This window comes from Sulfurihydrogenibium sp. (assembly GCF_028276765.1).
Lineage (GTDB): Bacteria > Aquificota > Aquificia > Aquificales > Hydrogenothermaceae > Sulfurihydrogenibium.
In genome coordinates this window covers 1-23,088 of the sequence record NZ_JAPYVU010000001.1, presented here as the reverse complement: position 1 = coordinate 23,088, position 23,088 = coordinate 1, and the positions used below count along the sequence as shown (strand labels likewise).

The window sequence follows — 23,088 nt, the reverse complement described above, 5'->3', positions numbered from 1 at the left end:
CTATAAATTTTCTCTTACTAATAAAGAAAAGTATCTATAATTTTGATCATTTTTTATAGTTTCAAAGATTTTTTGAGCTTCTTGGAAATTACCTTCTTTCTTTAAAATTAAAGCATAAAGAGTTTGTGCTGATATGTAGTTATACTTTTTTGAATCTATGGATTTTAATATTTCTTTTGCTTCTTTAGAATTACCTTCTTTATTTTTTAGGTATGCAAGATATTCATTAACGCCTGAAGATAGGTCGGTTTTAAGTTCATTCTTTAACTTTTCTGCAGGTTCTTTATTTTCTTTATTTTCTTCTTTGTTTATCAATATTTCGTAAGCAAGTGCTACTTTATAAAACTCTGTATCTCTATACTGCTTTTTAAAGCTTTCAAGCTCTTTTTTTGCATCTTCTAATTTGTCTTCTGACAATAAGTCAGCAATTTTAGATATATATAAAGATGCTTTTTCTTTGTTTTGTTTGTCTATCTGATTTTTGTAATATAAACCCCCACTTATTACAATTAATAGCAGGAGAAATGCTAAAACAAATTTAAAATGTTTTTTTAAGAAGTCATAGATTCTATAAACTTTATATTCAAATTCTAAATCTACATCTTTTTCTATTGGCAGTTTTTCTTTTTCCATAGACTTCCTTCTATGTGATTTTTGCTATATATTGTATCATAGATATTTTAAATGAAAAATTCAACAGGATGAGAAGATTTTTGATTGTATAAGTTAATATCAATTCTGGGTCTCTTAAAAATCGTTATGCATCAAAAAAAGGAGTAAAATTAGAAAAATTACAAAAAATAACAGAAAAACAAAAACAGTTAGTTTTAGAAATCAGGAAAAACATCCTAAGCTTGGAAAAGAAAAAATAAAAGTTTTACTTGATGAGCTTTGTAAACAGCACAATATTCCTACAATATCTGTAAGTTTCGTAGGAAATATAATAAATAATGCTTAAAGATGAAAAGAAATTAAATCATGAGTATGCCAGGCAAAGAATCACAATTAACGCAACAGCGGAATACAGACAGATAACGGAAGTGAATTCTTAGGTGAGTTTACCAAAGCATTAAAGAAAAAAGATATAAAACATTATTTTAACTATCCAAGATATCCAAAAGGACAAGCATATGTAGAGAGAATGAATAGGACATTACAGGATGAATTTATCATGTACTACGAAGATTACGAATTAGAAGATATTCATGAGTTTAATAAAAAGATGCTGCAATATATGTTATGGTATAACACAGAAAGACCTCATCATAGTTTAAACAAAAAATCACCTTTACAATACTTTTGTGATATTATGAATTCAAGAAAATCGGAATTTTCCCAAACCGGTATAACCTATACACCCTCTTGCAAAAAATTTAAAATTGGTATATAATTTTTATCTCTGAGTTGGCCAGGTAGCTCAGTCGGTAGAGCATGCGGCTGAAAACCGCAGTGTCGGCGGTTCGATTCCGCCCTTGGCCACTTCTTTATAAAACTCCAATTACAGAATTTTCCATAAACTCTTTTAAATCAGAAACTCTCTTATTTAAAACAGGATGAAAAAGTTTTGGATTTAATTCTATCAATGGTAATAAAACAAAATCTCTTTCATGAAGTCTTGGATGGGGTATGTTTAACTTATCGCTTTTATAGACTAAATTGTTATAAAAAAGTATATCTATATCAATTTCTCTTGGACCCCAATGGAATCTGTATACTCTTCCTGCGTTTTTCTCAACATCTTTTATAAAATTAAATAATTCTTCCGGGCTTAAATTGGTTCTTCCATACAAAACCATATTATAAAAATCAGGCTGGTCTGTATAGCCTACAGCTTTCGATACGTAAATTTTAGATTTTTTTAAGATTTGAATTTTTTCAGATAATAATTCTATAGCTTTGTTTAAATTTAGCAGCCTATCTCCTACATTGCTTCCAAGTCCTAAATAAACTTCATTCATTATTTTCTTTAAAGCCTTCTTTTTCTCTTTGAACTTGTTCTTGATTTTTCTTAACAAACCATAAAGCTCCGGCAGTCATAAGAATAACACCAACAATGACTATTAATCCTTCAACGATTGAGTTAGTATTACAAAATACACCAAAAGATGAGTATGGGTCGCACTGTTTTAAATCTGAGATATCTAACGGATTTTTTTCTTCAGCTAAAAGTTTTAAAAAGAATTTTTCCATTTTTAGACCTCACAAATCTATATTTTCTGATAAGGCTTTGGTTGCTTTTAAAAGCTGCTTCTGACCAACTTTTGCATATCTTGCAGTTGTTACAGGTGAAGCATGACCTAAAAGTTCTTGTATAACTCTAAGTTCTGCTCCGGATGATAATGCCATCGTTGCAGCTGTATGCCTTAGTTTGTGTGGATGTAATGTAATAGCTAATTTTTTACCTATATTTTTAATTTTTCTCCAAAGAAGATGGTAAGAAATCGGGAAAATATATTCGTTGTCATCTAAAAATTCATTGATACTTTTTAAATATTGGACTAAAATTTCCAAAGTTTTGCCGGTTATAGGAACTTCTCTCTCTTTATCTCCTTTACCAACCACTCTTATGTATGCAATATCACCTTCTTTGACTTCACCTTCAATTAGTCTATCAATAGAAAATGTTTGACCGTTCCTTTCAACGACAATGTTAGATTTTTTAATGCTTAAAAGTTCAGAAGACCTTAAACCTGTAGTCAAAAATAAAACTACGATAGCCTTATCTTGGATACTGTCTAAAGCATCTATTAATTTTTTTACTTCTTCGTTTGACAAAGCAGACGGAATTTTTTGAGAAACTTTTGGTCTGTGGGATTTGGTTATAGGCGAAGAGCTAACCAATTCTAAATCCATTAAATATTGAAATAATGAATTAACAGAAGCAAGTTTTCTTGCTATGGTTGAAGATTTTTTATTTTGCATCTGTAAAGTCATTCTAAATTTAGCAATATCTGCTTTTGTGATTTCATTTATATTTTTATCTCCAACTATTTTAATAAATTGATTAAAATCTACTCTGTAATTTTTTACAGTATTTGGTGATTTGTCTGCCATGTAAGATAAAAATAAATCACAACATTCAGAGACCTTCATTCAGTCCACCTTTTAAAAAGATTGTGTTTTACATCAAAACTATCTAATATTTTACCAACCACAAAGTTAATCATGTCATCCAAGGTTTTTGGCTTATGATAAAATCCCGGAGATGCTGAAGCAACAACTCCACCGGCTAACATTACTTTTTTCATATTTTCAACGTGAATTAAAGAAAATGGCATTTCTCTTACAAGTAAATAAAGCTTTTTTCTTTCTTTTAAAGCAACATCACAGACCCTTTGAATAAGATTTACACTAATACCATTTGCCACTGCTGCCAACGTATCCATAGAACATGGGGCTATTATAACACCTTCTGTTTTTACAAGTTGAGAACCGCTCGATATTGGTGCCGCAATATTTTTATTATCAAAAATTTCAACATTTTTTGGAAGTTTCTTTATAAAATCTGATTTAGTCATTCCCTCTTCCTTTTCCATGACTATGAAAGCAGATTCAGAAACTACCAAATAAACATAATTTTCCTTAGCAAGTTCTTCTACTAATCTTTTCCCGTATATAAACCCACTTGCTCCGGTTATTCCAACTATAAATTTTTTCATAATCTGATTTTATCATAACTGATGTAAGATATGTATAAATCATAGGTAGAAGATAATGAATGTTTGAATAATTCATGAATGTCTGTAGGTAAGAAAGGAACTCATAGATTTTTATTTTAAAAATTTTTCCTGAACTAATATGTTTATATACATCGGGGGTGAGAAATTCATTAAAATCATGAGATTCTTCGCCGGCTGCAGAATGACAAATAAGGCAATCGTTAACATACTTTCGCTTTCTCTGTCATCCTTTTAAAAAGAAAGGAAGAGATTCTTAGCTTCGCTCAGAATGACGATTTGGATTTTTGAAACAGTCTCTATAAGTAGATGGAGAAAGATTAAAACTTTCATTGCTTATCTATATGCATTTGCTATTTGTTATAGATTTTTTAGAAAAAGTAAGCTATGGAGGTAATTTCTCACCCAAGGTATACAGTAAATATATGATAGATAAAAAGGCTGAGATTCCTTCTCTGACTGCAAAGTGGCGAAATAAAGTCACTCTTTACTTAGTGCTTATCATTTAATTTTTTCATGTCATACTCAAAACCTTAATCCAAAGAATCTTCTTTTCAAATTCTATGAAAATCACTAAATTCTTAGCCAAAATTGTTTAAACTTTCTTAATATACTCATAAATTTTCTTAAAATAACATAATCAAATCTTAATCAAAATTTAAAAATAAACCTCTATAATCTCATAAATCCAATTTTGGAGGATTGTTATGATAGGCGTAGAAAAGTTAAAAAACTTTAAATCTTTTAAAATTCCTGTAAATCCAACAGACATTTACAAGTACAAGCTCAAAAACTTTAGACCTAAAATAAAATTACAATTTGAAACAGGTAAATACATTGTTAAAACAGCAGAATCTCATACAGAGCTTATAAAAGCTTTAAAATTAAGGCATAAAGTATTTTTTGAAAAGACAAAAAAATTAGTCAAATTAGACACTGATAAATTCGATATGATAGCAGACCATCTATTGCTAATAGATAAAAACTCAAAAGAAGTGGTTGGAACATATCGTTTGATTGGGTCAAATTTCTCTAAGGAGTTTTACACAGAATCTGAATTTTTTATTGATAAGATTAAAAGCATAAAAGACCCAATACTTGAAATGGGAAGGGCATGCATAGATAGCAATCACAGAAATGGAATAGCATTGTCACTGCTTTGGAGAGGTATCAGCCAGTATGTTTACACAGGTGGATATAAGTATCTCTTTGGATGTTCAAGTATTTTTGAAACAGATATAGAAAAAGTGGCATTTATTTACATGTATCTAAAATCAAAATACTACCTGCCAGAGTTAGAAGCTTACCCAAAGTTTAACTACAAAATTTTGAGCTTAAAAAAGTACACAGAATTTTTAGAATACATAGAACCAAACTACGAAAAAGCATCAAATTACATTCCACCACTCCTTGAAGGATATTTAAAAGCGGGTGCAAAGGTTTGTAGTGAGCCAGCATTGGATAAAAAATTTAGATGTGTTGACTTTGTAACAATCTTAGACACAGAAAATTTAACTAAAACATTTGAAAAGAAATACAAGAAGGAATGAGCTATCTAAGACTCTTTTACAGGCTTAACATTTTTATTGTTTTACTGATTTTATTTTTACTGATTTCTTTATCGATAGATTTGACTGTAAAAAACCAGCACAAAAAAAGGAGATTGTTTTTAAAAAATGCCGGAATTTTTAGAGATATAGCCTGCAGGCTTTACAAAATAAATGTCTTGATAGACAACGCTTCAATTCATAAATTGGATAAAAACTATCTTATTATTTCAAACCATCTTTCCTACTTAGACATTATAGCTTTGATGTATAACAATAAAAATGTTTTTGTTTCAACTGTGGAAGTTAGAGACTCTTTTTTGATTGGAAAGCTTGCACAGTATGGAGGAAGTGTTTTTATAGACAGAAAAAATAAAAACGGTATAAAAGAAGAGATAGAGATGATTAAAGATTTATTGCATAATGGTTTTAACGTTGTTATCTTTCCGGAAGGAACTACATCCAATGGCGAATGTGTTTTACCCTTTAAATCTACATTTTTAGAACTTGCTTTCTTGGTTGATACTCTTATAGCTCCATGCTGTATAAAATATACAAAAGTTAATGATGGGCCTGTAAATGAGAAAAACAGAGATTTACTTTACTACTACGGTGATATGGAATTTTTCAGCCATTTTTTCACTTTTTTAAAGAATGTAAAAAGCGTGTTTATAGAAGTTAAGTTTTTAAAGCCAGAAGACCCAAAAAATTTTAAAGATAGAAAAGAGCTTTCAAAATACTTACATTCAAAAATAGAAGAATGCTACAAAAGTTAAACATCTCTATACACGACGTTACAAAATCAAACCTTGAAAAAGTTTACTATCTTAAAGATATCTTAGAAGACTTAGGTGTTAGTAAGATCACGTATCTATTAATACCATACTATCATGAAAAAGAAAATCTGTTAGAGATAAAAGAAGACTTAGAAAACTTTAAAGTTAATGGAGAGTTTGTATTACATGGTTATAGCCACAAATCCGGCTGTTTTAAAGGGCTGAAAAGTTTATTTACAAACTGTGAAGGCGAGTTTTTATACTACCAAGATTTGGAAGACAGACTTAAAAAAGGCTTAGAGATTTTAAATAAGCTTAACATACACCCAAAAGGCTTTATACCACCTGCATGGTTGATGAGAAAAGAAGACTTTAAACTACTAAAACAGTATGGATTTAGATTTACAGAAGACCGATTGTATATTTATGACTTACAAAAAGATAGAAGAATCTTATCACCGGTTTTAAGCTTTGGCAGTAGAGGGATAGTTGAGGTTGTATCTAAATTATCTTTTAAAGCTTATTTTTATACACTTAGACTTTCCAAAATAAACGTCATAAGAATTGCTCTACATCCGATAGATGCCATAGATGAAGACAAAATAAAATTAATCGTCAAGACATTAAAAGGCAAAGATTTTGAATACATACATCTTCAAGATTTGAGATAAAATAAAAGAAAAAACATCCCACCGCTCACTTTCTAAATGATACATTGGTTTTGTCCTTACTGCTGGAAGGAAATTCAAGAAAATGACAAAATCTGTCCTTATTGTAAAGCAGATGTAAGCTTTTTTACTCAATTAGACTACGATGATAAACTTATTCTTGCACTTAATAATCCAATAACACAAAATAGAATGGTTGCTATAGAAATCCTTGGCAAAAGAAAAACCAAAAAAGCTGTTCCTAAGCTTTGTAAAATGCTTTTTGATAAGAGGGATACTTATGAGCTTATAGAGATAGCCAAAGCACTGCAGAATATTGGAACAGATGAAGCTTTAGAATGTTTAAAGGAAAGGAAGAAAATTCAAGATAATATAATCTTAGAAAGGTTCTTAGGTCAAATTATCAAAATTTAACAAAACCTTAATAATTCTCTAACACTTTTAATGTATCCTTTAATCAATCTCTGATAAGGAGGCAAAAATGATTAAAGTTGACCTACATTTACACTCAGAAGCTTCAAACAAGCCTGGTGGTTATCTTTCTAATAAACTTAAAATAAGTGAAAGCTATGTCAAGCCCAAAAAAGTTTATGAAAAATTAAAAGAAAGAGGAATGACCTTATTTACAATTACCGACCACGACACAATAGATGGTTGTTTAGAAATCGCACACTTGCCAAATGTATTTATATCAGAAGAGATCACAACCTACTTTCCGGAAGATAGAGCAAAAATCCACGTAATAGCCATAGATATAAACGAAAAAATTCATCAAGATATTCAAAAAGTTAGAGGAAATATATACGAGCTTGTTGATTACTTACAAAAAAATAATATCACTCATATACTTTCCCATCCTCTGTACAACATGGATGGAAAGCTTACAAAATCACACATTGAAAAGTTAGGACTTTTATTTGACAATTGGGAAATTTTAAACGGCACAAGGTCTAAGACTTCTTCTCAGATTACAGAAAAAATTGCAAATTATTTTAGTCAAAAAGATGTGATTGAAAGATTGGCAAATAAGTATGGTTTTAACAAAAGAAGAAGAGACTTTATATCCTTTACAGGTGGTTCTGATGACCATGGAGGACTTGATTTAGGCACAGGTCACACAATTGCCGAAGGAGAAACAGTTGAAGATTTAAAAAATGCAATCAATGAAGGAAAAACTCAGTACGATGGAATGCACGGAAATCCAAAAAGATTGACCCATATGGTCATGAATATCGCAAAAGAAGGCTTAAAAAGACAGTACAACCTTGGAAATTTTGGAGTGCTTTTAGATTACCTTTTTGAACCAAAGCAACAATCAACCTACATTTTAGACCAAATCCTTGGTAGAAATAGCATTTTAAACTTTATTGAAACAGTAATCAAGCACAAAGGAGAAGTTTCACAAGACAATCATGAGAATATACACAGATTTTTTATAAATCTAATACCCTACTACATCTCAAATATAAGAAATCAAAAAAATTTAGATTTTGACAAATTAAGTATGTACTTAGGGAAAATCCTTATATTCTCGTCTTCTTACTTATTTTACGTTTCAGTTTACAAACAAAGGGCAGATGAAAAGAATTTTTCTAAAAAAATACATAAAGAATTTTTCGATAATGGTCACGTGGAAGGAAAAATAGCATATCTTACAGATACATTTTTCGAGATTAACGGAGTATCAAGAACAACTCAAAAACTACTAAACTTAGCAAAAGAAGAAAATTTAAACATTAAATTCATCATTTCATACGACAAAAGAATAGAAGAAGATGAACATCTAATAAACTTTAAGCCAATGTTTACGTTCAACCTTCCTGAGTATGAAGAAATCCCTATAAACATTCCAAACTTTTTAGAACTTTTAGATTACATAGAGCAAAACAACTTTGACGTAATCTACGCCCCAACTCCGGGACCTGTTGGCTTGATGGGATTTGCCATATCCAAAATCCTTGGCATACCATTTGTTACTACATTCCACACAGACTTTCCAGAGTATGTATACAGATACACAAATGAACCAGCATTAAAAGAATTTGTAGCCCAAGGATTGAAATTTATCTACAACAATAGCGAGAAAGTATTAGTTCCATCAAGATACTACTTTCAAAAGCTTGCTGAAATAGGTGTTAAGCCTGAAAAGATGGAAGTTTTTAGAAGAGGAGTAAATCAAGAAAAATTCAATCCATCGTTTAGGGATAAAAACTTTTGGAAAAAATACGACCCTAAGTACAATTTTGAACAAGTTGTATTATACGTTGGAAGAGTTGCAAAAGAGAAGGATTTAGATGTTTTTATAGAAGTTTATGAACTGATGGAAAACAATCCAAAGGTCAAGTTTGCAATCGTAGGAGATGGTCCGTATTTAAAAGAGTTAAAACAAACTTACGAAGGAAAGATAATGTTCACAGGATTTCTTGAAGGAGAGGAGTTATCTAAAGCCTTTGCATCAGCTGACTTTTTCCTATTTCCAAGCACAACGGAAACATTTGGAAATGTAGTGCTTGAAGCTATGGCAAGCGGTTTAATCCCTCTTGTATCAGACAAAGGAGCCTCTAAAGAAAATATTGTTGAAGATATTACAGGGTTTGTTATTTCCAATAACGACCCAAGAGAATACAAATTAATCCTTGAAAGATTAATAGAAAATCCAGTTTTATCACAAAAAATAAGAAATAACATTTTAAAATTAGTCTCAAATCTTGATGAAAGAAGCCTATTGCTTAAGATGGTTGAAAAATTTAGCTTAGGCTATCTTTCAAAGAAACAACTTGAGGAGGTTTATGTATGAGGTCGAGAAAATCCTACTACCCAATAGACATAACTCCAACAGTCAAAATGAGAGACAATGACTGGTGGATAGCTAAAGATATCCAAAGTGAGATTATAAAGAGAAAAAATAAATATGTAAGCCTTGTGTACATCGGAAGAGTAGCCAATAAGTATAATCTTAGTAAAAAAACAAGCTTTGGATTTAAACTGTATCACAAAAAACTTGTTGATTTAATTATTAATGAATTATGAGACTGTTAGATATAACACATTTCTACTCTGAAAAAGGGGGAGGGATTAAAACATACATCCAAAACAAAATAGAATACCTAAAAGATAAAGAGGATATTCAGCACACACTAATAATTCCAGGGGAGGAGGATGGGGAACTTTTTTTAAAAAGAACCAAAATAATTAAAATCAAATCCCCCTATTTCCCATTCAATAACCACTATAGACTTTTGATGAATCCTGTTAAACTTTCAAACATATTAGAGCAAGAAAAACCGGATATAGTAGAAATAGGCTCTCCTTTTCTAATTCCAACAGTTGTAAATTCAAAAAAAGAAAGTCTAAAATATAAAACTGTAGGCTTTTTTCATTCAAACTTAGAAAGTGTTGTTGAAAATATAAACAAAATTAAAGGAAAAATTATAGTTAAGAAAATTGCAAGGTCCTATACATATAGAACTTATTCAAAATTAGACCTTGTTATTGCTCCATCTTACTATGTTAAAAACTATCTTTTAGATATTGGCGTGCAAAATGTTGAAGTTATCTATCATGGTATAAATGTTGATTTTTTTGATAAAATTCAGCCGGAAGAAGACCTTAGACAAAAATTCAATATCCCTGATGACAAAATAGTTTTTATTTATGTGGGAAGGTTTTCGGAAGACAAAAATTTTGATGAGCTGATAAAAATTATAAAATTGCTTTTACAGATCCAATCAAATAGATTTTTCTTTTTACTCATAGGAGCCGGACCATTAAAAGATTATGCTTTAAGTAGTTTAAATAGTAATTCTTTAATTCTTGATTATATTAGCGATAGGGAATATTTAGTTAAAATGCTCAAAATGTCAGATATTTTTATTACAGCATCTAAAACCGATACTTTTGGACTATCTTTGATTGAAGCCCAAGCCTGCGGACTCCCGGTTTTAGCTTACAACAATACTTCTTTTCCGGAGATAGTGTTTTATAAAGAGTATCTTGCGACGGATGCTTTGGACTTTGTATCTAAGGCTTTAAAGTTAAGCAATAACTTAAACAGTCTTGATAGAAATTTAATGAAAAATTTTATAAGAAATGAGTTTGATTTAAATAAGAATTTTGACAGGCTTTTTAAAATTTATAGAAAGCTATAGGATTACATCAATTAAAAGTGTTCCAAAATTCTCGTAAACTTACCTTTTGTATAAGATATCTGTATAAAATTACTTCTTGATTTCAAGAAAGTCAATAATTTTTCACTCTATTTTTTCCAAAACTATCAAATGAATTAATCCAAAAAATCTCTTTTCTAAAAACTTAACATTAAATCCATGTTTATTAAAAAAAGGTTTTATTTCAGATATTTTCATAGTATTTTCTATGGATTCTACAAAATAATCCCACTCTTCTTTTGAAAAGATAAGCCTTCCTATTGGTCTAAACAATCTATCTGCAAAAAAATGGATGAATTTATAAAAAATATTATTTTCTGGTTTCCCGATTTCAAGAATAGAGACTGTACCGTACTGTCTTAAAACTCTTCTAAGTTCTTTGGTAATCTCTTCTCTTGGTAAATGTCTAAATACAAGAGAAAAGAAGATGTTATCTAAAGACGAGTTTTTAAACGGAAGTTTTAACGCATTAGCCCTAATGTAAATTATTTTTTCGTCAAAGACTTTATTTTTAGCAGTTTTTAGCATATTAAAAGACAAATCAACTGCGTAGATAAAACATTCCTTATCTTTTTCCCTAAGCTTTCTAACTATCTCTCCCGTTCCTGTTCCAATATCTAAAACATACCCTTTTAAATCTGTAGCTGAAATTAATTGGTTTTGCCATTTATTAATCAGTCCAAATGTAGCAAAATTTAAAAAACTGTCGTAAGACTTGTAAACGCTATCAAATATCCTTTCTGTTACGCCTTTTTCCATTTTGTTCCAAATGGTGTATCTTCTAAGATTATTCCTTTTTCAGCCAGCTTATCTCTTATTAAGTCTGCAATTGTAAACTGTTTCTCCTTCCTTGCTTTTTCTCTTACTTCTATCAGCACTTGAATTAAGTCTTCGTTTATACTCTCTTCTTTTTCTTTAGATTTAATTTCTTCTTGTTTTACGCATGGTTGCAGACTGTCAAACAGTCCGAATATATCTCTTCCTATATCGTGAAGTGTTTTCGCTGCTTCTTTGTAAGATTCTAATGCTTTCTTAGAGATTCCACCATGTTTAATAGCTTTATCTCTTAAAATATTCATTTCTCTTACAAGACCAAATAAAGATGCAAGGGCCTCCGGTGTGTTAAAGTCATCACTCATTGCTGAGTAAAAACCAGATTGTGCTTTTTGGATGGCATTATATAAATCTCCTTCAAAGTTTTCTTCTATTGGAAGTTTATTTAAAACTTCTGCCTCCTCAATTGCATTTTTAAGCCTTTCATAAGCTTTTTTAGTCTCTTCCATTTTGTCCCAAGAAAAATCTAATGGACTTCTATAATGAACAGATAAAACTAATAACCTTAAAATGTCTGGTTCGTATTTAGAATAAATCTCTTTAAGTGTTATGTAATTTCCAAGAGATTTTGACATTTTTTGTCCGTTTACAGTGACTAAGCCGTTATGAATCCAGTATCTTGCAAATGGTTTTCCTGTTAAAGCTTCTGCTTGTGCTATCTCGTTTTCATGGTGTGGAAAAGTTAAATCTAAACCACCACCGTGTATATCAATCGTTTCTCCAAGATGTTTAAATATCATTGCACAGCATTCTGTATGCCAACCAGGCCTTCCTTTACCCCATGGAGATTCCCAGTAAGGCTCTCCTGCTTTTGCTGACTTCCATAATGCAAAATCAAGCGGGTCTTTCTTTTTTTCTCCCGGCTCAATTCTTGCACCAGCTAAAAGCTCATCTATACTTCTTTTAGAAAGCTTTCCATACTCTTTAAACTTTCTTACAGAAAAATATACATCTCCATCAGCTTCATATGCATAACCAGCATCAACAAGCTTTTGAATGAAATTTATAATATCAGGAATGTGTGTTGTAACTCTTGGCTCTATGTCGGCTGGTTCTATTCTAAATTTTTCTGCATCATCAAAGTATTCTTTTATAAATTTATCTGCAATAACATTGAATGGTAAACACTCATTTTTTGCTCTGTTGATGATTTTGTCATCCACATCGGTAAAGTTTCTTACAAAAATAACATTGTATCCAAGATATCTTAAATATCTTCTAATCATATCAAAAACAATTAAACTTCTACCATGACCTACATGGTTATAATCATAAACCGTCACACCACAGGTGTAAATTTTAACTTCCCCTGGCTTTATAGGTGCAAAATCTTCCTTTTTTCCGGTTAGTGTGTTGTATATCTTTAGACTCATGGTTTACTCCGTGTAAGATGTTTATAAAATTTTAGCATATCTAAACTTCTTGCTGTTTATTTTTCTTTATAAGCCAATAGACTATACCAAGAACCAAAATAACAAAGCTGTAAGCTGCAAGCTCCATCGCTTTCTTTTCTCCGCTTTCTGACAAAGAAGCAATTAAAAGTTTTCTAATCATTGCAGCTAAAGCAATACTCACAAAAACCGTTATTGCAAATCCTGCACCTTTAAAGTGTTTTATTTCTTCGTTCATTAACTCCGCTACAGCCCAAAGCATAAGTAAGCTACCAAGTAAAGCAACTATCCCTTCTTCAAAAGGAATAATATTAAATAAAACTTTGTAGATATCATACCCAAACAAAACAAATACAAACAAAGCAACAATAACCAATGCACCAAGTATAGCAAAATCAATTATTTCAGAAAATCTTTTTGCGAAAACAAATAAAATTTTCGCATATTTAGACAAAGCTCCATACCTAATTAACTCTTCCTCTCTATAAGCCAACGTCAAGACATCAAGATTTATATCAAGTAGCTTTCCAATAGATGCAACATAAAGATTTCTTTCATTTCTATCTTGAATTTCTACATCTATTTTTTCTATGATAAACCTTCTTACAAAATTAAATGCAGCATTAACATAATGGGTTGGAAGCCCTATTTTTACGTGAACTTCTCCAATTTTATATAGCTTTGAAAAGTAGCTCTCATCATAGTTTCCACTAAACAGGTCCAGAAACCAATTTTTTAACTCTAATTTATGTCTCATAATCATGTCTTCATTTTTTAAAAATTGATTGTAATCAGGAAATCTGGAGATAAAAAAATAGAACCTACTTATAAATTCATCCAAGTACTTTTCTAAAATTGACTTTAGCTTTTTTATTCTTTCTACGTCTTCGTGGTTAAAATCAAAATCTTTTTTTATCTGTTCTATGTTTTCTATCATTACAAAATTCCTCGGTAGGATTAATTTGTGGTAATTATATATCTTGCAGGTGAAATTATGCAAGAAGAAAAGAAATTTTTCGAAGAAAAAGAATGCTTCAAGTGCGGTTCAAAGAAAAATCTAAAAGAAGACCCTAATATAGAAGGTTTGTTTTTTTGTGCTAACTGCTGGGAAGAAAGAGAAAGGACGGAAATAAATGAAAAATGGGGATATGACGAATCTTTACCGGATGATGGTTAAGAAATAAATAGCGTGACGTGTGAAGGCGGATATATGACATTTAAAGAGAAGATCCTTCGGCTTACAGCCTCAGATAACAAATAAATAGCCAGATAGGTTTAAGAACTAGTCTCTGATTTGATACTCTTTTATGCTTTTCTATGAGACTGATTCAAAAAAACCAAAATTGTCATTCTGAGCGTAAGCGAAGAATCTCATGTTTTTGTTAAATTTCTCACGCGACGTATCGAGGATATTATATTTAATACTTTCATTCTTACATCTTAAAATAGAAGTTTAAAACTAAAACCTTACAAGCTTGCTGAAAAGTTTATCTCAAAAATATGATATTCTATTTATATTACGTAAAATCCTTGAGAGGTATTATATCATGATTAAAAAAATTCTTGCAGTACTAATTTTAGCTTTTTCTGTAAATGCAGAAGAATGTAAGCCGAATCTAAGTGTATCTAAGGTTGAAGATATTGCAGGTCCATACGTTGGAACTATACATTCTGTAAAGTTAAGCAAATCAAGAAAAGGTGAGTGTTATTTTAAAGTTTATGGAGATAAAGGATACGTAACTATTGACGCAAACAATGGTGAGCTTTTAAAATTTACAAAGAAGAGAGATAATTGATGGAAGTAGGAATTTCAGGCTATCAGTGGATAGATTTATCAAAAACAAACCCAGCACCGGACTTTTTAGTAAAAAAGTACGGAAAAATATTTGCACAGGTTTTATACAATAGAAGAGACCTATTTGATAAAGATTTTTCTCAAGATTACATCCTTCCAGAATTAAAAAATCTTGTAAATCCTTCTTACTTTTACAGTCTTGAAGAGATAGCTTTAAAACTTGCAGAGCATATCAAAAGAAAAACCCCAATCGTTGTATATGGAGATTACGATGCAGACGGTATCACAAGCACATCATTACTTATAAACTTTTTCAGAGATTTGGGCGTAAATGCAAAATATTACATTCCAAGCAGATTTTCAGAAGGTTATGGGCTAAATAAAGAAGCAATTAAAAAACTATCTCAGCATGGCAAAGTATTAATCGTATGTGATAGCGGAACCAATGCTTTTGATGAGCTATTCTATGCAAAAAGCTTAGGATTTGAAGTGTTTGTTTTGGACCATCACGAACCTTCCCATCTTTGGCAAAACTACACACCACCATTTTTAAGTGAAAAAATAAATATCATAAATCCAAAATTTTATTCAGACAAGCTGATAAATCCACTTTTTAAACATTTAGCAACGGTAGGAATAGCGTTTTACTTGATAGCGATTATAAGAAGACTTTTAAACATTGATATAAAGCTTAGAGATTATTTAGATATTGTGGCAATAGGAACTGTAGCAGACGTTGTTCCTATGTCTTTTATAAATAGAGTTATGGTAAAGATCGGTCTTGAAGAGTTAAATAAGCAAAAAAGAGCTGGAATTAAAGAGCTTTTAAACGTTGCACGGGTAAAAAAAGAGTTAACATCTCAGGATATAGGCTTTATAATAGGACCAAGGATTAATGCATCGGGAAGATTAGCAGATGCTAGAAATTCTGTAAAGCTTTTAATCACGAGAGACCAATCAAGAGCAAATGTATTGGCAATAGAACTTGAAAATCTAAATAAAAAAAGACAAAGACTTACAGACAATGTAATATCTGAAGCAGAAAAAGAGTTGCAAAAGCAAGATCTAAAAAACGTGATAGTAATAGGAAAGGAAGGTTGGCACAGCGGAGTAGTTGGAATAGCGGCAGGAAAATTAACAGAAAAGTATAAATTACCCTCTGTGATTTTATCTGTAAACAACGGAAAAGCAGTAGGTTCAGCAAGAAGCGTTTCAAAAGTAAATATATACAAAGCCTTAGATAAATGTAGAGATTTATTCGATAAATTCGGTGGACATTCAATGGCAGCTGGAATGTCTTTAAAAACAAATTTGATACCTGAATTAAAAGAAAGATTAAACCAAGCAGTTGAAGAGGTTGCAGAAGAAAAACCATGGGCAGTTAAAGAGATAGACATGGAAGTTCCGATGTCTTATTGGACTACTGAAAAAGTTAAAGAAATTTATACCTTACAACCATTTGGAGAGAAAAACCCTATACCGAAGTTCTTGGCAAGAAATTTAAAGATTGAGTTTTTTACAAATCCGGCTAAGAATTTGCTAATTTTAAACTTAAAAGATGAGAATAAAAATATCTTTAATGCCAAAAGCTGGAAAGCCAAAGAATTATTGGATAAATTAAGCGTTGGTATGGTAATAGACATCGTCTATACTCCCGAGATTAATTATTACAAAGGTTTTGAAAATTTAGATTTTGTTATAGATGACCTAAAGATTGTTAAGTGATTTCTCGTATTGTGCCATCTTAAAGACTTTCCGAAAGATCTCCATTTTAAAATTCTACCTAAATATTACTAATACCTCGGGGTGAGAAATTCAATAAAAGCATGAGATTCTTCGCCGGCTGCAGAATGACAAATATGGGTTGCCCGTAGTCAAGTATGTGATTATCAAGTTTTCTTCGTCATCCTGAAGCCGTAAGGCCGAAGGATCTCATTTTTAAATTCTATAAAAACCGCTAATTTCTCACTCGAGGTATCATCAAACTATGTTAAAATATTTTAACCTTAAATATCAAAATGGAGATACTAAATGACATTTCAAGATATAATTATGACTCTCCAAAAATTCTGGGTAGAAAAGGGCTGTATTCTATGGCAGCCTTATGACATAGAAGTTGGTGCTGGAACGATGAATCCGGCAACCTTTTTAAGAGTTCTTGGACCTGAACCTTGGAATGTTTGCTACGTTGAACCATCAAGAAGACCAAAAGATGGAAGATATGGAGAAAATCCAAACAGGCTTCAACATTACTATCAATTTCAAGTAATACTAAAACCAACGCCGGAAAATCCGCAAGAGTTATACCTTGAAAGCTTACAAGCTCTTGGTATAGACCTTACAAAGCATGATATTAGATTTGTTGAAGATGATTGGGAAAGTCCGACACTTGGAGCTTGGGGGCTTGGTTGGGAAGTTTGGCTTGACGGTATGGAAATAACCCAGTTTACATACTTCCAACAAGCAGGAAGCTTAGATTTACCGGAAATCAGCGTAGAAATCACCTACGGACTTGAAAGAATAGCAACCTATTTACAAGGCAAAGATAGCGTTTATGACATAGTTTGGGCAGAAGGTTTAACATACGGAGATATCTATAAAGAAGCAGAAAGACAATGGTCTATTCACAACTTTGAAGTTATAGATGTAGATTTTCTTATCAAAACCTTTGATATGTATGAACAGGAAGGATACAAACTTATATCTTTAAACTTACCTATCCCGGCTTATGATTATGCTTTAAAATGTTCGCATACATTTAACTTGCTTGATGCAAGAGGTGCATTATCTGTTAATGAGAGGGCAAGATATATTGCAAGAGTTAGAAATCTTGCAAGAGAATGTGCAAAAGCATTTGTAAAACACAGAGAAGAGCTTGGATATCCACTTATAAAAAGGAGAAATGATGAAGTCTTATCTGCTTGAAATAGGGTGTGAAGAGCTTCCACCAAAAGCTATACTAACGTACAAAGAATTTTTAAAAGAATATGTAAATCAGGCATTTAAAGACTTTTTTATTTACGAGTCTCCAGAAAACATAAAAATATATGCAACGCCAAGAAGATTGGCGGTCTTAATAAAAAATCTTAAAGAAAAACAAGATAATCAAAAAATTACACTAATTGGACCTCCATACAAGGTAGCCGTTGACAGTGAAGGTAGATTTACAAAAGCAGCATTATCTTTTGCAGAAAAAAACAGTATACCACTTGAAAAGCTTGAAAAAATCACAACAGAAAAAGGCGAGTACTTAGGAGCTACCATAGAAAAAGAAGGAGAAAGCTTAGAATCATTTATCAAACACAAAATCCCACAGCTGTTTAATCAATTTCCACAGCTTAAATCTATGAAATGGAATAACTCAGATTACAGATTTCCAAGACCAATAAGATGGATAATTTCTTTGTTAGATGATAAAGTTATAGAATTTGAAGTAGCATCAGTTAAAGCAGATAGATTTACCTATCTTCACAGATTTATGACAAAGCCGATTGGAAGAGGAGAAAGAAAAGATATAAACCATGCAAACGACTATGAAGAAATCACAAAGCTTGGATACATAATAGCAAACTTTGAAGACAGAAAACACTCAATTAAAACCCAGTACGAAGGCTTTGCAAGACAGTTAAACGCAAGCATTATAGAAGACGATGAGCTTATTGATGAAATAACATGTTTAACAGAGTTCCCGGTTGGCATAGTAGGAGATTTTTCACCAGAATATCTTATACTTCCAAAAGAAGTTATCATTACTGTTTGTAAGTATCATCAAAGATATCTAAACTTTGAAAAAGATGGAAAGTTAATTCCAAAATTTCTTGCTTTTTCAAACAATGCAGTAAAAGATAGGGATATAGTAAAAAACGGCTATGAAAAAGTTTTAAGAGCAAGATTAGAAGATGCTTTATTCTTCTATAAAGAAGACTTAAAGAAAAAACTTGATGATAATATAGAAAAGCTTAAAGGCATTCAGTTTCATGAAAAGCTTGGCTCTATGTATGACAAAGTATTGAGAAACTTAAAATTGGCTTTAAAATTAGCCGATTTAATCGGATATAAAGATACTGAAAAAATAAAAAGAGCTGTTATGCTATCTAAGGCTGATTTACTTACAGAAATGGTAAAAGAGTTTGACGAGCTACAAGGCATAATGGGAATGTATTATAGCCAAAAGCAAGGAGAAGAGGAAGAAATATCAAAAGCAATCTATGAGCATTACCTTCCAAAAACAGCAGAAGACAACATTCCAGAAACAAACCTTGGAACGCTTCTTGCACTGGCAGATAAACTTGATACTGTAATTTCTTTCATAAAAATTGGAGAGCTTCCAAAACCATCAGCCGACCCATTTGGAATAAGAAGAAACGCAATAGGAATAGTAAGGCTTTTAGTTGAGAAAGAGATAGATTTAGATTTAAGAAAAATCATAGATGATGAAAGTATTTTAGATTTTATACTTTCAAGATTAGAAAGCTATCTACAATCAAAAGGCTACAAGACTGACATTATAAATGCTGTATTATCTTTAAAAGATGGAAATATATACAGAAATTATCTAAAAGTAAAGGCATTATCACAACTAAGAAACCTGCCAGACTATGAAAACGTGATAATGGTATTTAAAAGAGTTGGAAATATCATTCCAGAAGATTTTAAATTTTCAAACGCTGATGTAAATTTATTAGTATCAGAACCAGAGAAAGAGCTTTACAAAAAATTTATAGGAATAAAAGATAAATTTAAACAGTTTATTGAAAACAAAGATTACGATAAAGCCTTAGGATTAATGCTTGAATTAAAGCCATACATAGACAGATTTTTTGACAATGTTATGATAATGGTAGAAGATGAAAAACTTAAAAATAACAGACTAAGCCTGTTGAAAGAAATCAACGATTTATTTAGAAATATAGCAGATTTTACAAAATTAATTGGAGGTTAACCAAAATGGCTAAAAAGCTTGTAATGTGGCTTAACGAAGTGAGTATGGAGGACGTAGAGTTAGTAGGTGGTAAAAACGCATCTCTTGGTGAGATGATCAAAGGACTTTCATCTATCGGTGTAAAAATTCCAATGGGTTTTGTTGTAACATCTAAAGCTTATCATTACTTTATTGATTACAACAATCTAAGAGACAAAATTCGTGAAATTTTAGCAGGTTTAGACCCAAATAACATTGAAGATTTATCAAGAAGAGGTTTAACAGTAAGAGAACTAATTAAAGGTGGACAGTTTCCGGAGGATTTAAAAAATGAGATACTAAAAGCATATGAAGAATTAAGCAAAATGTATGGTCAGTTTAGAGTTGACGTTGCTGTAAGGTCTTCTTCTACTGCTGAAGACTTGCCAAACGCGTCCTTTGCAGGTCAGCAAGACACATACTTAAATATCAAAGGTGATGAGACATTACTATCAGCTATAAGAAGCTGTTTTGCATCTTTATTTACAGATAGAGCTATTTCTTACAGAGAGGCATTTAAATTTGACCACTTCGCAATAGGGCTTGCTGTAGGTGTACAAAAGATGGTTAGGTCTGACCTTGCAGCATCCGGTGTTTCATTCTCCATAGACTCTGACAGTGGATTTAAAGATGTAGTTTTAATAAATGCATCTTACGGGCTTGGTGAGATGGTAGTTCAAGGTGCAGTTACTCCGGATGAATTCTTAGTATTTAAGCCAACCCTAAAAGAAGGATATGAAGCAATTATAGAGAAAAAACTTGGAAGAAAGACACATAAAATGGTTTACGGAACAGACCCGGATGAAAGAACAAAAATTGTAGCAGTTTCTAAAGAAGAACAGGCTAAATTCTGTCTTGAAGACCATGAAGTTTTAAAGCTTGCAAGATGGGTAATGGCAATAGAAGAGTACTATACAAACAAGTACGGAAAATGGACACCTATGGACGTAGAATGGGCAAAAGATGGAGAGTTAAATGAGTTGTTTGTAGTTCAGGCAAGACCAGAAACAATCCATTCAAGAAAAGACCATTCTAAGATAATCACATACAAAATAACAGAACCCTACGAGGAAAGAATTAAGAAAAGAATCTTAGAAGGTATAGCGGTAGGTGATAAAGTAGCCTTTGGAAAAGTAAGGATACTACACGATTTAGAAGATGCAAAAGAGTTTCAAGCAGGAGAGGTTCTTGTTACAGATATGACAGACCCGGACTGGGAACCAATCATGAAAAAAGCGGCTGCAATAGTAACAAATAAAGGTGGAAGAACTTGCCACGCAGCAATTGTAGCGAGAGAGCTTGGCGTTCCGGCAGTGGTTGGAGCAGGAAATGCAACAGAAGTACTTGAAAACGGAAGAGAAGTTACCGTTTCTTGTGCGGAAGGTGAAAGGGGCTATGTATACGAAGGAAAAATAGAGTTTGAAGTAGAAGAGTTTGACTTAAAAGATTTACCAAAAACTAAAACTCCAATAATGATGAACGTTGCATCACCAGAAGGAGCATTTGACTTCTCATTCCTACCAAACGCAGGCGTTGGTCTTGCAAGAGAAGAGTTTATTATCAATAACTATATCTCAATCCATCCATTAGCTTTAATAAGATTTGATGAAATCAAGCAGAAAGACCCAGAATTAGCTGAAATTATTGAAGATAAAACATTTGGATATGAAAACAAAGAAGAGTACTATATTAAAAAACTTTCCTATGGTATAGCTAAAATTGCTGCCGCTTTCTATCCTAAGCCGGTTATTGTTAGATTCTCTGACTTTAAATCAAACGAATATGCAAACCTTATAGGTGGAAAATACTTTGAGCCAGAAGAAGAAAACCCAATGATTGGATTTAGAGGAGCATCAAGATATTATTCTGAATTTTTCAAACCAGCATTTGGGCTTGAATGTAAAGCAATTTTAAGAGTAAGAAACAAAATGGGTCTTAAAAACGTCATCGTAATGGTTCCATTCTGCAGAACACCGGAAGAAGCTAAGAAAGTTTTAGAAGTTATGGAAGAGTACGGACTTAAAAAGGGTGAAAACGGATTACAAGTTTATGTAATGTGTGAATTACCATCAAACGTAATCTTGGCTGACCAATTTGCTGAATACTTTGATGGATTTTCTATCGGTTCAAACGACTTAACACAACTCACACTTGGATTAGATAGAGACTCTGCACTTGTTGCGCACTTATACGACGAAAGAAACGAAGCTGTAAAAAGAATGATTTCTCAAGTAATTAAAGTAGCAAAAGAAAAAGGAAAGAAAATCGGAATCTGTGGTCAAGGTCCTTCTGACTTCCCAGACTTTGCACAATTCTTAGTAGAACAAGGAATAGATACAATTTCAATTAACCCTGACTCTATCATCAAAACAACGAAAGCAATCTACGAAATAGAGAAAAAACTCGGTTTAAATTAATTGATAAATGATATGGGGACCATTTAGGTCTCCATTTTTATGTAATTTTGATAACTGTCCTTACTGTCATCAAAAATAGTTTATATAAATACCTTGGGGGTGAGAAATTAGCGGTTTTTATAGAATTTAAAAAGAGGAGATCCTTCGGCCTTGGGATGACAGGAAGGCAAGCTAACGAGAATTTTGGAACACACCCTATACATCTGCTTGACAGGTAGAAAAATTTTTTGTATATTACCACATTTTTAATTTTTTAATTTAACTGTGCATTGACAATTGAATAGGTTAGCCTGCACAAGCTTATTTTACGTGAAAACGTAAAACGTGAGACGTTGGAGATTGGTTTATCAATAGTTTAGTGATTTTTGATTGATTGCTCGGTGAATTGGTGAGATGATTTAGCAGTTAGTGAAGCTAAAGTATTGATAAAGTGATTTTATTTTTTGATGTTTGATTTAAGCTTGTGTAGTGATGGTTTGAAAGAAATTTTTTTAAGAGCAGTTGTAAGTATTTGATGAATTAAACTTTTTGACTTTGGATTTTTTGGTGTTTAAATTTTTAAAGATTTAGAATTTTTTGTTTTAAAATTTTTTAAGATCGGGAAGTTAAGGAGTGGTATTTGCAGCGGGCTTCTGAGTTTGTGGCTTTCAGCGGTTGACTTGTGATGGGAAGTTGAAGTATAAAATATAATAATATATTTTCTGTATATCGAGGTTTGCTGCAAAAAACTTCAACTTGCGGATTTTTTAAAAATTTGGTATAATGTTTTACAACTTGGCAATTGAATAAGGTTTTTACGAATTTATTTTTGAGTTAAAATTTAACGGGTTTGTAGCCTACCTATGAGGAATTGAAGC

The 23,088-nt window shown here is 31.6% G+C and carries 22 protein-coding genes and 1 tRNA gene; 15 read left to right on the top strand and 8 right to left on the bottom strand.

The genetic code is table 11. From position 1 onward, the window contains the following. Positions 1 to 633: a tetratricopeptide repeat protein gene (locus Q0929_RS00115; RefSeq protein WP_299237565.1), complete on the bottom strand. Its 633-nt coding sequence runs from the start codon at positions 631 to 633 to the stop codon at positions 1 to 3. Between the two features lie 508 nt (positions 634 to 1,141). Between Q0929_RS00115 and Q0929_RS00110 the strand changes: the two genes are divergently transcribed. After that, positions 1,142 to 1,390, top strand: a complete 249-nt coding sequence (locus Q0929_RS00110; RefSeq protein WP_299237564.1) for an integrase core domain-containing protein — start codon at positions 1,142 to 1,144, stop codon at positions 1,388 to 1,390. Between the two features lie 16 nt (positions 1,391 to 1,406). Beyond that, positions 1,407 to 1,479 (top strand) — tRNA-Phe (locus Q0929_RS00105). A 5-nt stretch (positions 1,480 to 1,484) separates the two neighbouring features. Here the strand turns inward: Q0929_RS00105 and folK are convergent. The 4 genes from folK to Q0929_RS00085 are packed head-to-tail and all read right to left on the bottom strand — an operon-like array spanning position 1,485 to position 3,659. Further along, a complete protein-coding gene (gene folK, locus Q0929_RS00100) occupies positions 1,485 to 1,958 on the bottom strand; it encodes a 2-amino-4-hydroxy-6-hydroxymethyldihydropteridine diphosphokinase (protein ID WP_299237563.1) in 474 nt (157 codons plus the stop codon). Further along, a complete protein-coding gene (locus tag Q0929_RS00095; RefSeq protein ID WP_299228454.1) occupies positions 1,951 to 2,190 on the bottom strand; it encodes a hypothetical protein in 240 nt (79 codons plus the stop codon). The genes folK and Q0929_RS00095 overlap by 8 nt, the downstream gene beginning before the upstream one ends. A gap of 9 nt (positions 2,191 to 2,199) precedes the next feature. Continuing rightward, positions 2,200 to 3,093 (bottom strand): tyrosine-type recombinase/integrase, encoded by an 894-nt coding sequence (locus Q0929_RS00090; RefSeq protein ID WP_299237562.1) that lies wholly within the window; start codon positions 3,091 to 3,093, stop codon positions 2,200 to 2,202. Then, on the bottom strand, positions 3,090 to 3,659 hold the full coding sequence (locus tag Q0929_RS00085) for a UbiX family flavin prenyltransferase (protein WP_299237561.1): 570 nt from the start codon (positions 3,657 to 3,659) through the stop codon (positions 3,090 to 3,092). The genes Q0929_RS00090 and Q0929_RS00085 overlap by 4 nt, the downstream gene beginning before the upstream one ends. A gap of 725 nt (positions 3,660 to 4,384) precedes the next feature. Here Q0929_RS00085 and Q0929_RS00080 point away from each other — a divergent pair. The 7 genes from Q0929_RS00080 to Q0929_RS00050 all read left to right on the top strand — a co-directional run bounded on the left by Q0929_RS00080 (position 4,385) and on the right by Q0929_RS00050 (position 10,816). Further along, on the top strand, positions 4,385 to 5,227 hold the full coding sequence (locus Q0929_RS00080) for a GNAT family N-acyltransferase (RefSeq protein ID WP_299237560.1): 843 nt from the start codon (positions 4,385 to 4,387) through the stop codon (positions 5,225 to 5,227). Then, positions 5,224 to 6,000 carry a lysophospholipid acyltransferase family protein gene (locus Q0929_RS00075; RefSeq protein WP_299237559.1) on the top strand — a complete coding sequence of 259 codons (777 nt, stop codon included), beginning with the start codon at positions 5,224 to 5,226 and terminating at the stop codon, positions 5,998 to 6,000. Before Q0929_RS00080 ends, Q0929_RS00075 begins: the two co-directional genes overlap by 4 nt. Beyond that, a complete protein-coding gene (locus tag Q0929_RS00070; RefSeq protein ID WP_299237558.1) occupies positions 5,985 to 6,671 on the top strand; it encodes a polysaccharide deacetylase family protein in 687 nt (228 codons plus the stop codon). The genes Q0929_RS00075 and Q0929_RS00070 overlap by 16 nt, the downstream gene beginning before the upstream one ends. A 36-nt stretch (positions 6,672 to 6,707) precedes the next feature. Further along, positions 6,708 to 7,082 carry a HEAT repeat domain-containing protein gene (locus tag Q0929_RS00065; RefSeq protein ID WP_299237557.1) on the top strand — a complete coding sequence of 125 codons (375 nt, stop codon included), beginning with the start codon at positions 6,708 to 6,710 and terminating at the stop codon, positions 7,080 to 7,082. A gap of 67 nt (positions 7,083 to 7,149) precedes the next feature. After that, positions 7,150 to 9,465 (top strand): glycosyltransferase, encoded by a 2,316-nt coding sequence (locus Q0929_RS00060; RefSeq protein ID WP_299237556.1) that lies wholly within the window; start codon positions 7,150 to 7,152, stop codon positions 9,463 to 9,465. After that, entirely contained in the window at positions 9,462 to 9,698 is a 237-nt protein-coding gene (locus Q0929_RS00055) for a hypothetical protein (RefSeq protein WP_299237555.1), read from the top strand. Before Q0929_RS00060 ends, Q0929_RS00055 begins: the two co-directional genes overlap by 4 nt. Continuing rightward, on the top strand, positions 9,695 to 10,816 hold the full coding sequence (locus tag Q0929_RS00050; protein ID WP_299237554.1) for a glycosyltransferase: 1,122 nt from the start codon (positions 9,695 to 9,697) through the stop codon (positions 10,814 to 10,816). Before Q0929_RS00055 ends, Q0929_RS00050 begins: the two co-directional genes overlap by 4 nt. Before the next feature lie 102 nt (positions 10,817 to 10,918). Here Q0929_RS00050 and Q0929_RS00045 read toward each other — a convergent pair whose 3' ends face one another. The 3 genes from Q0929_RS00045 to Q0929_RS00035 are packed head-to-tail and all read right to left on the bottom strand — an operon-like array spanning position 10,919 to position 13,996. Further along, a complete protein-coding gene (locus Q0929_RS00045; protein WP_299237553.1) occupies positions 10,919 to 11,593 on the bottom strand; it encodes a class I SAM-dependent methyltransferase in 675 nt (224 codons plus the stop codon). Next, a complete protein-coding gene (gene cysS / locus Q0929_RS00040; RefSeq protein WP_299237552.1) occupies positions 11,578 to 13,041 on the bottom strand; it encodes a cysteine--tRNA ligase in 1,464 nt (487 codons plus the stop codon). Before cysS ends, Q0929_RS00045 begins: the two co-directional genes overlap by 16 nt. A gap of 40 nt (positions 13,042 to 13,081) precedes the next feature. Continuing rightward, positions 13,082 to 13,996: a protoglobin domain-containing protein gene (locus Q0929_RS00035; protein WP_299237551.1), complete on the bottom strand. Its 915-nt coding sequence runs from the start codon at positions 13,994 to 13,996 to the stop codon at positions 13,082 to 13,084. Between the two features lie 27 nt (positions 13,997 to 14,023). Here Q0929_RS00035 and Q0929_RS00030 point away from each other — a divergent pair, with 27 nt between their 5' ends. The 6 genes from Q0929_RS00030 (at position 14,024) to ppsA (ending at position 22,231) form a co-directional block, all read left to right on the top strand. Beyond that, positions 14,024 to 14,236 carry a hypothetical protein gene (locus Q0929_RS00030; protein WP_299237550.1) on the top strand — a complete coding sequence of 71 codons (213 nt, stop codon included), beginning with the start codon at positions 14,024 to 14,026 and terminating at the stop codon, positions 14,234 to 14,236. 370 nt (positions 14,237 to 14,606) lie between these two features. Then, on the top strand, positions 14,607 to 14,855 hold the full coding sequence (locus tag Q0929_RS00025) for a curli assembly protein CsgG (protein WP_299237549.1): 249 nt from the start codon (positions 14,607 to 14,609) through the stop codon (positions 14,853 to 14,855). Then, complete coding sequence (gene recJ / locus Q0929_RS00020) at positions 14,855 to 16,579, top strand: single-stranded-DNA-specific exonuclease RecJ (RefSeq protein WP_299237547.1); 1,725 nt, start codon at positions 14,855 to 14,857, stop codon at positions 16,577 to 16,579. Before Q0929_RS00025 ends, recJ begins: the two co-directional genes overlap by 1 nt. A 306-nt stretch (positions 16,580 to 16,885) precedes the next feature. Next, positions 16,886 to 17,779, top strand: a complete 894-nt coding sequence (locus Q0929_RS00015) for a glycine--tRNA ligase subunit alpha (protein WP_299237546.1) — start codon at positions 16,886 to 16,888, stop codon at positions 17,777 to 17,779. Then, positions 17,760 to 19,796 (top strand): glycine--tRNA ligase subunit beta, encoded by a 2,037-nt coding sequence (glyS, locus tag Q0929_RS00010; protein WP_299237627.1) that lies wholly within the window; start codon positions 17,760 to 17,762, stop codon positions 19,794 to 19,796. Before Q0929_RS00015 ends, glyS begins: the two co-directional genes overlap by 20 nt. A gap of 5 nt (positions 19,797 to 19,801) precedes the next feature. Continuing rightward, entirely contained in the window at positions 19,802 to 22,231 is a 2,430-nt protein-coding gene (gene ppsA, locus Q0929_RS00005) for a phosphoenolpyruvate synthase (RefSeq protein WP_299237545.1), read from the top strand. Positions 22,232 to 23,088 lie beyond the last annotated feature (857 nt).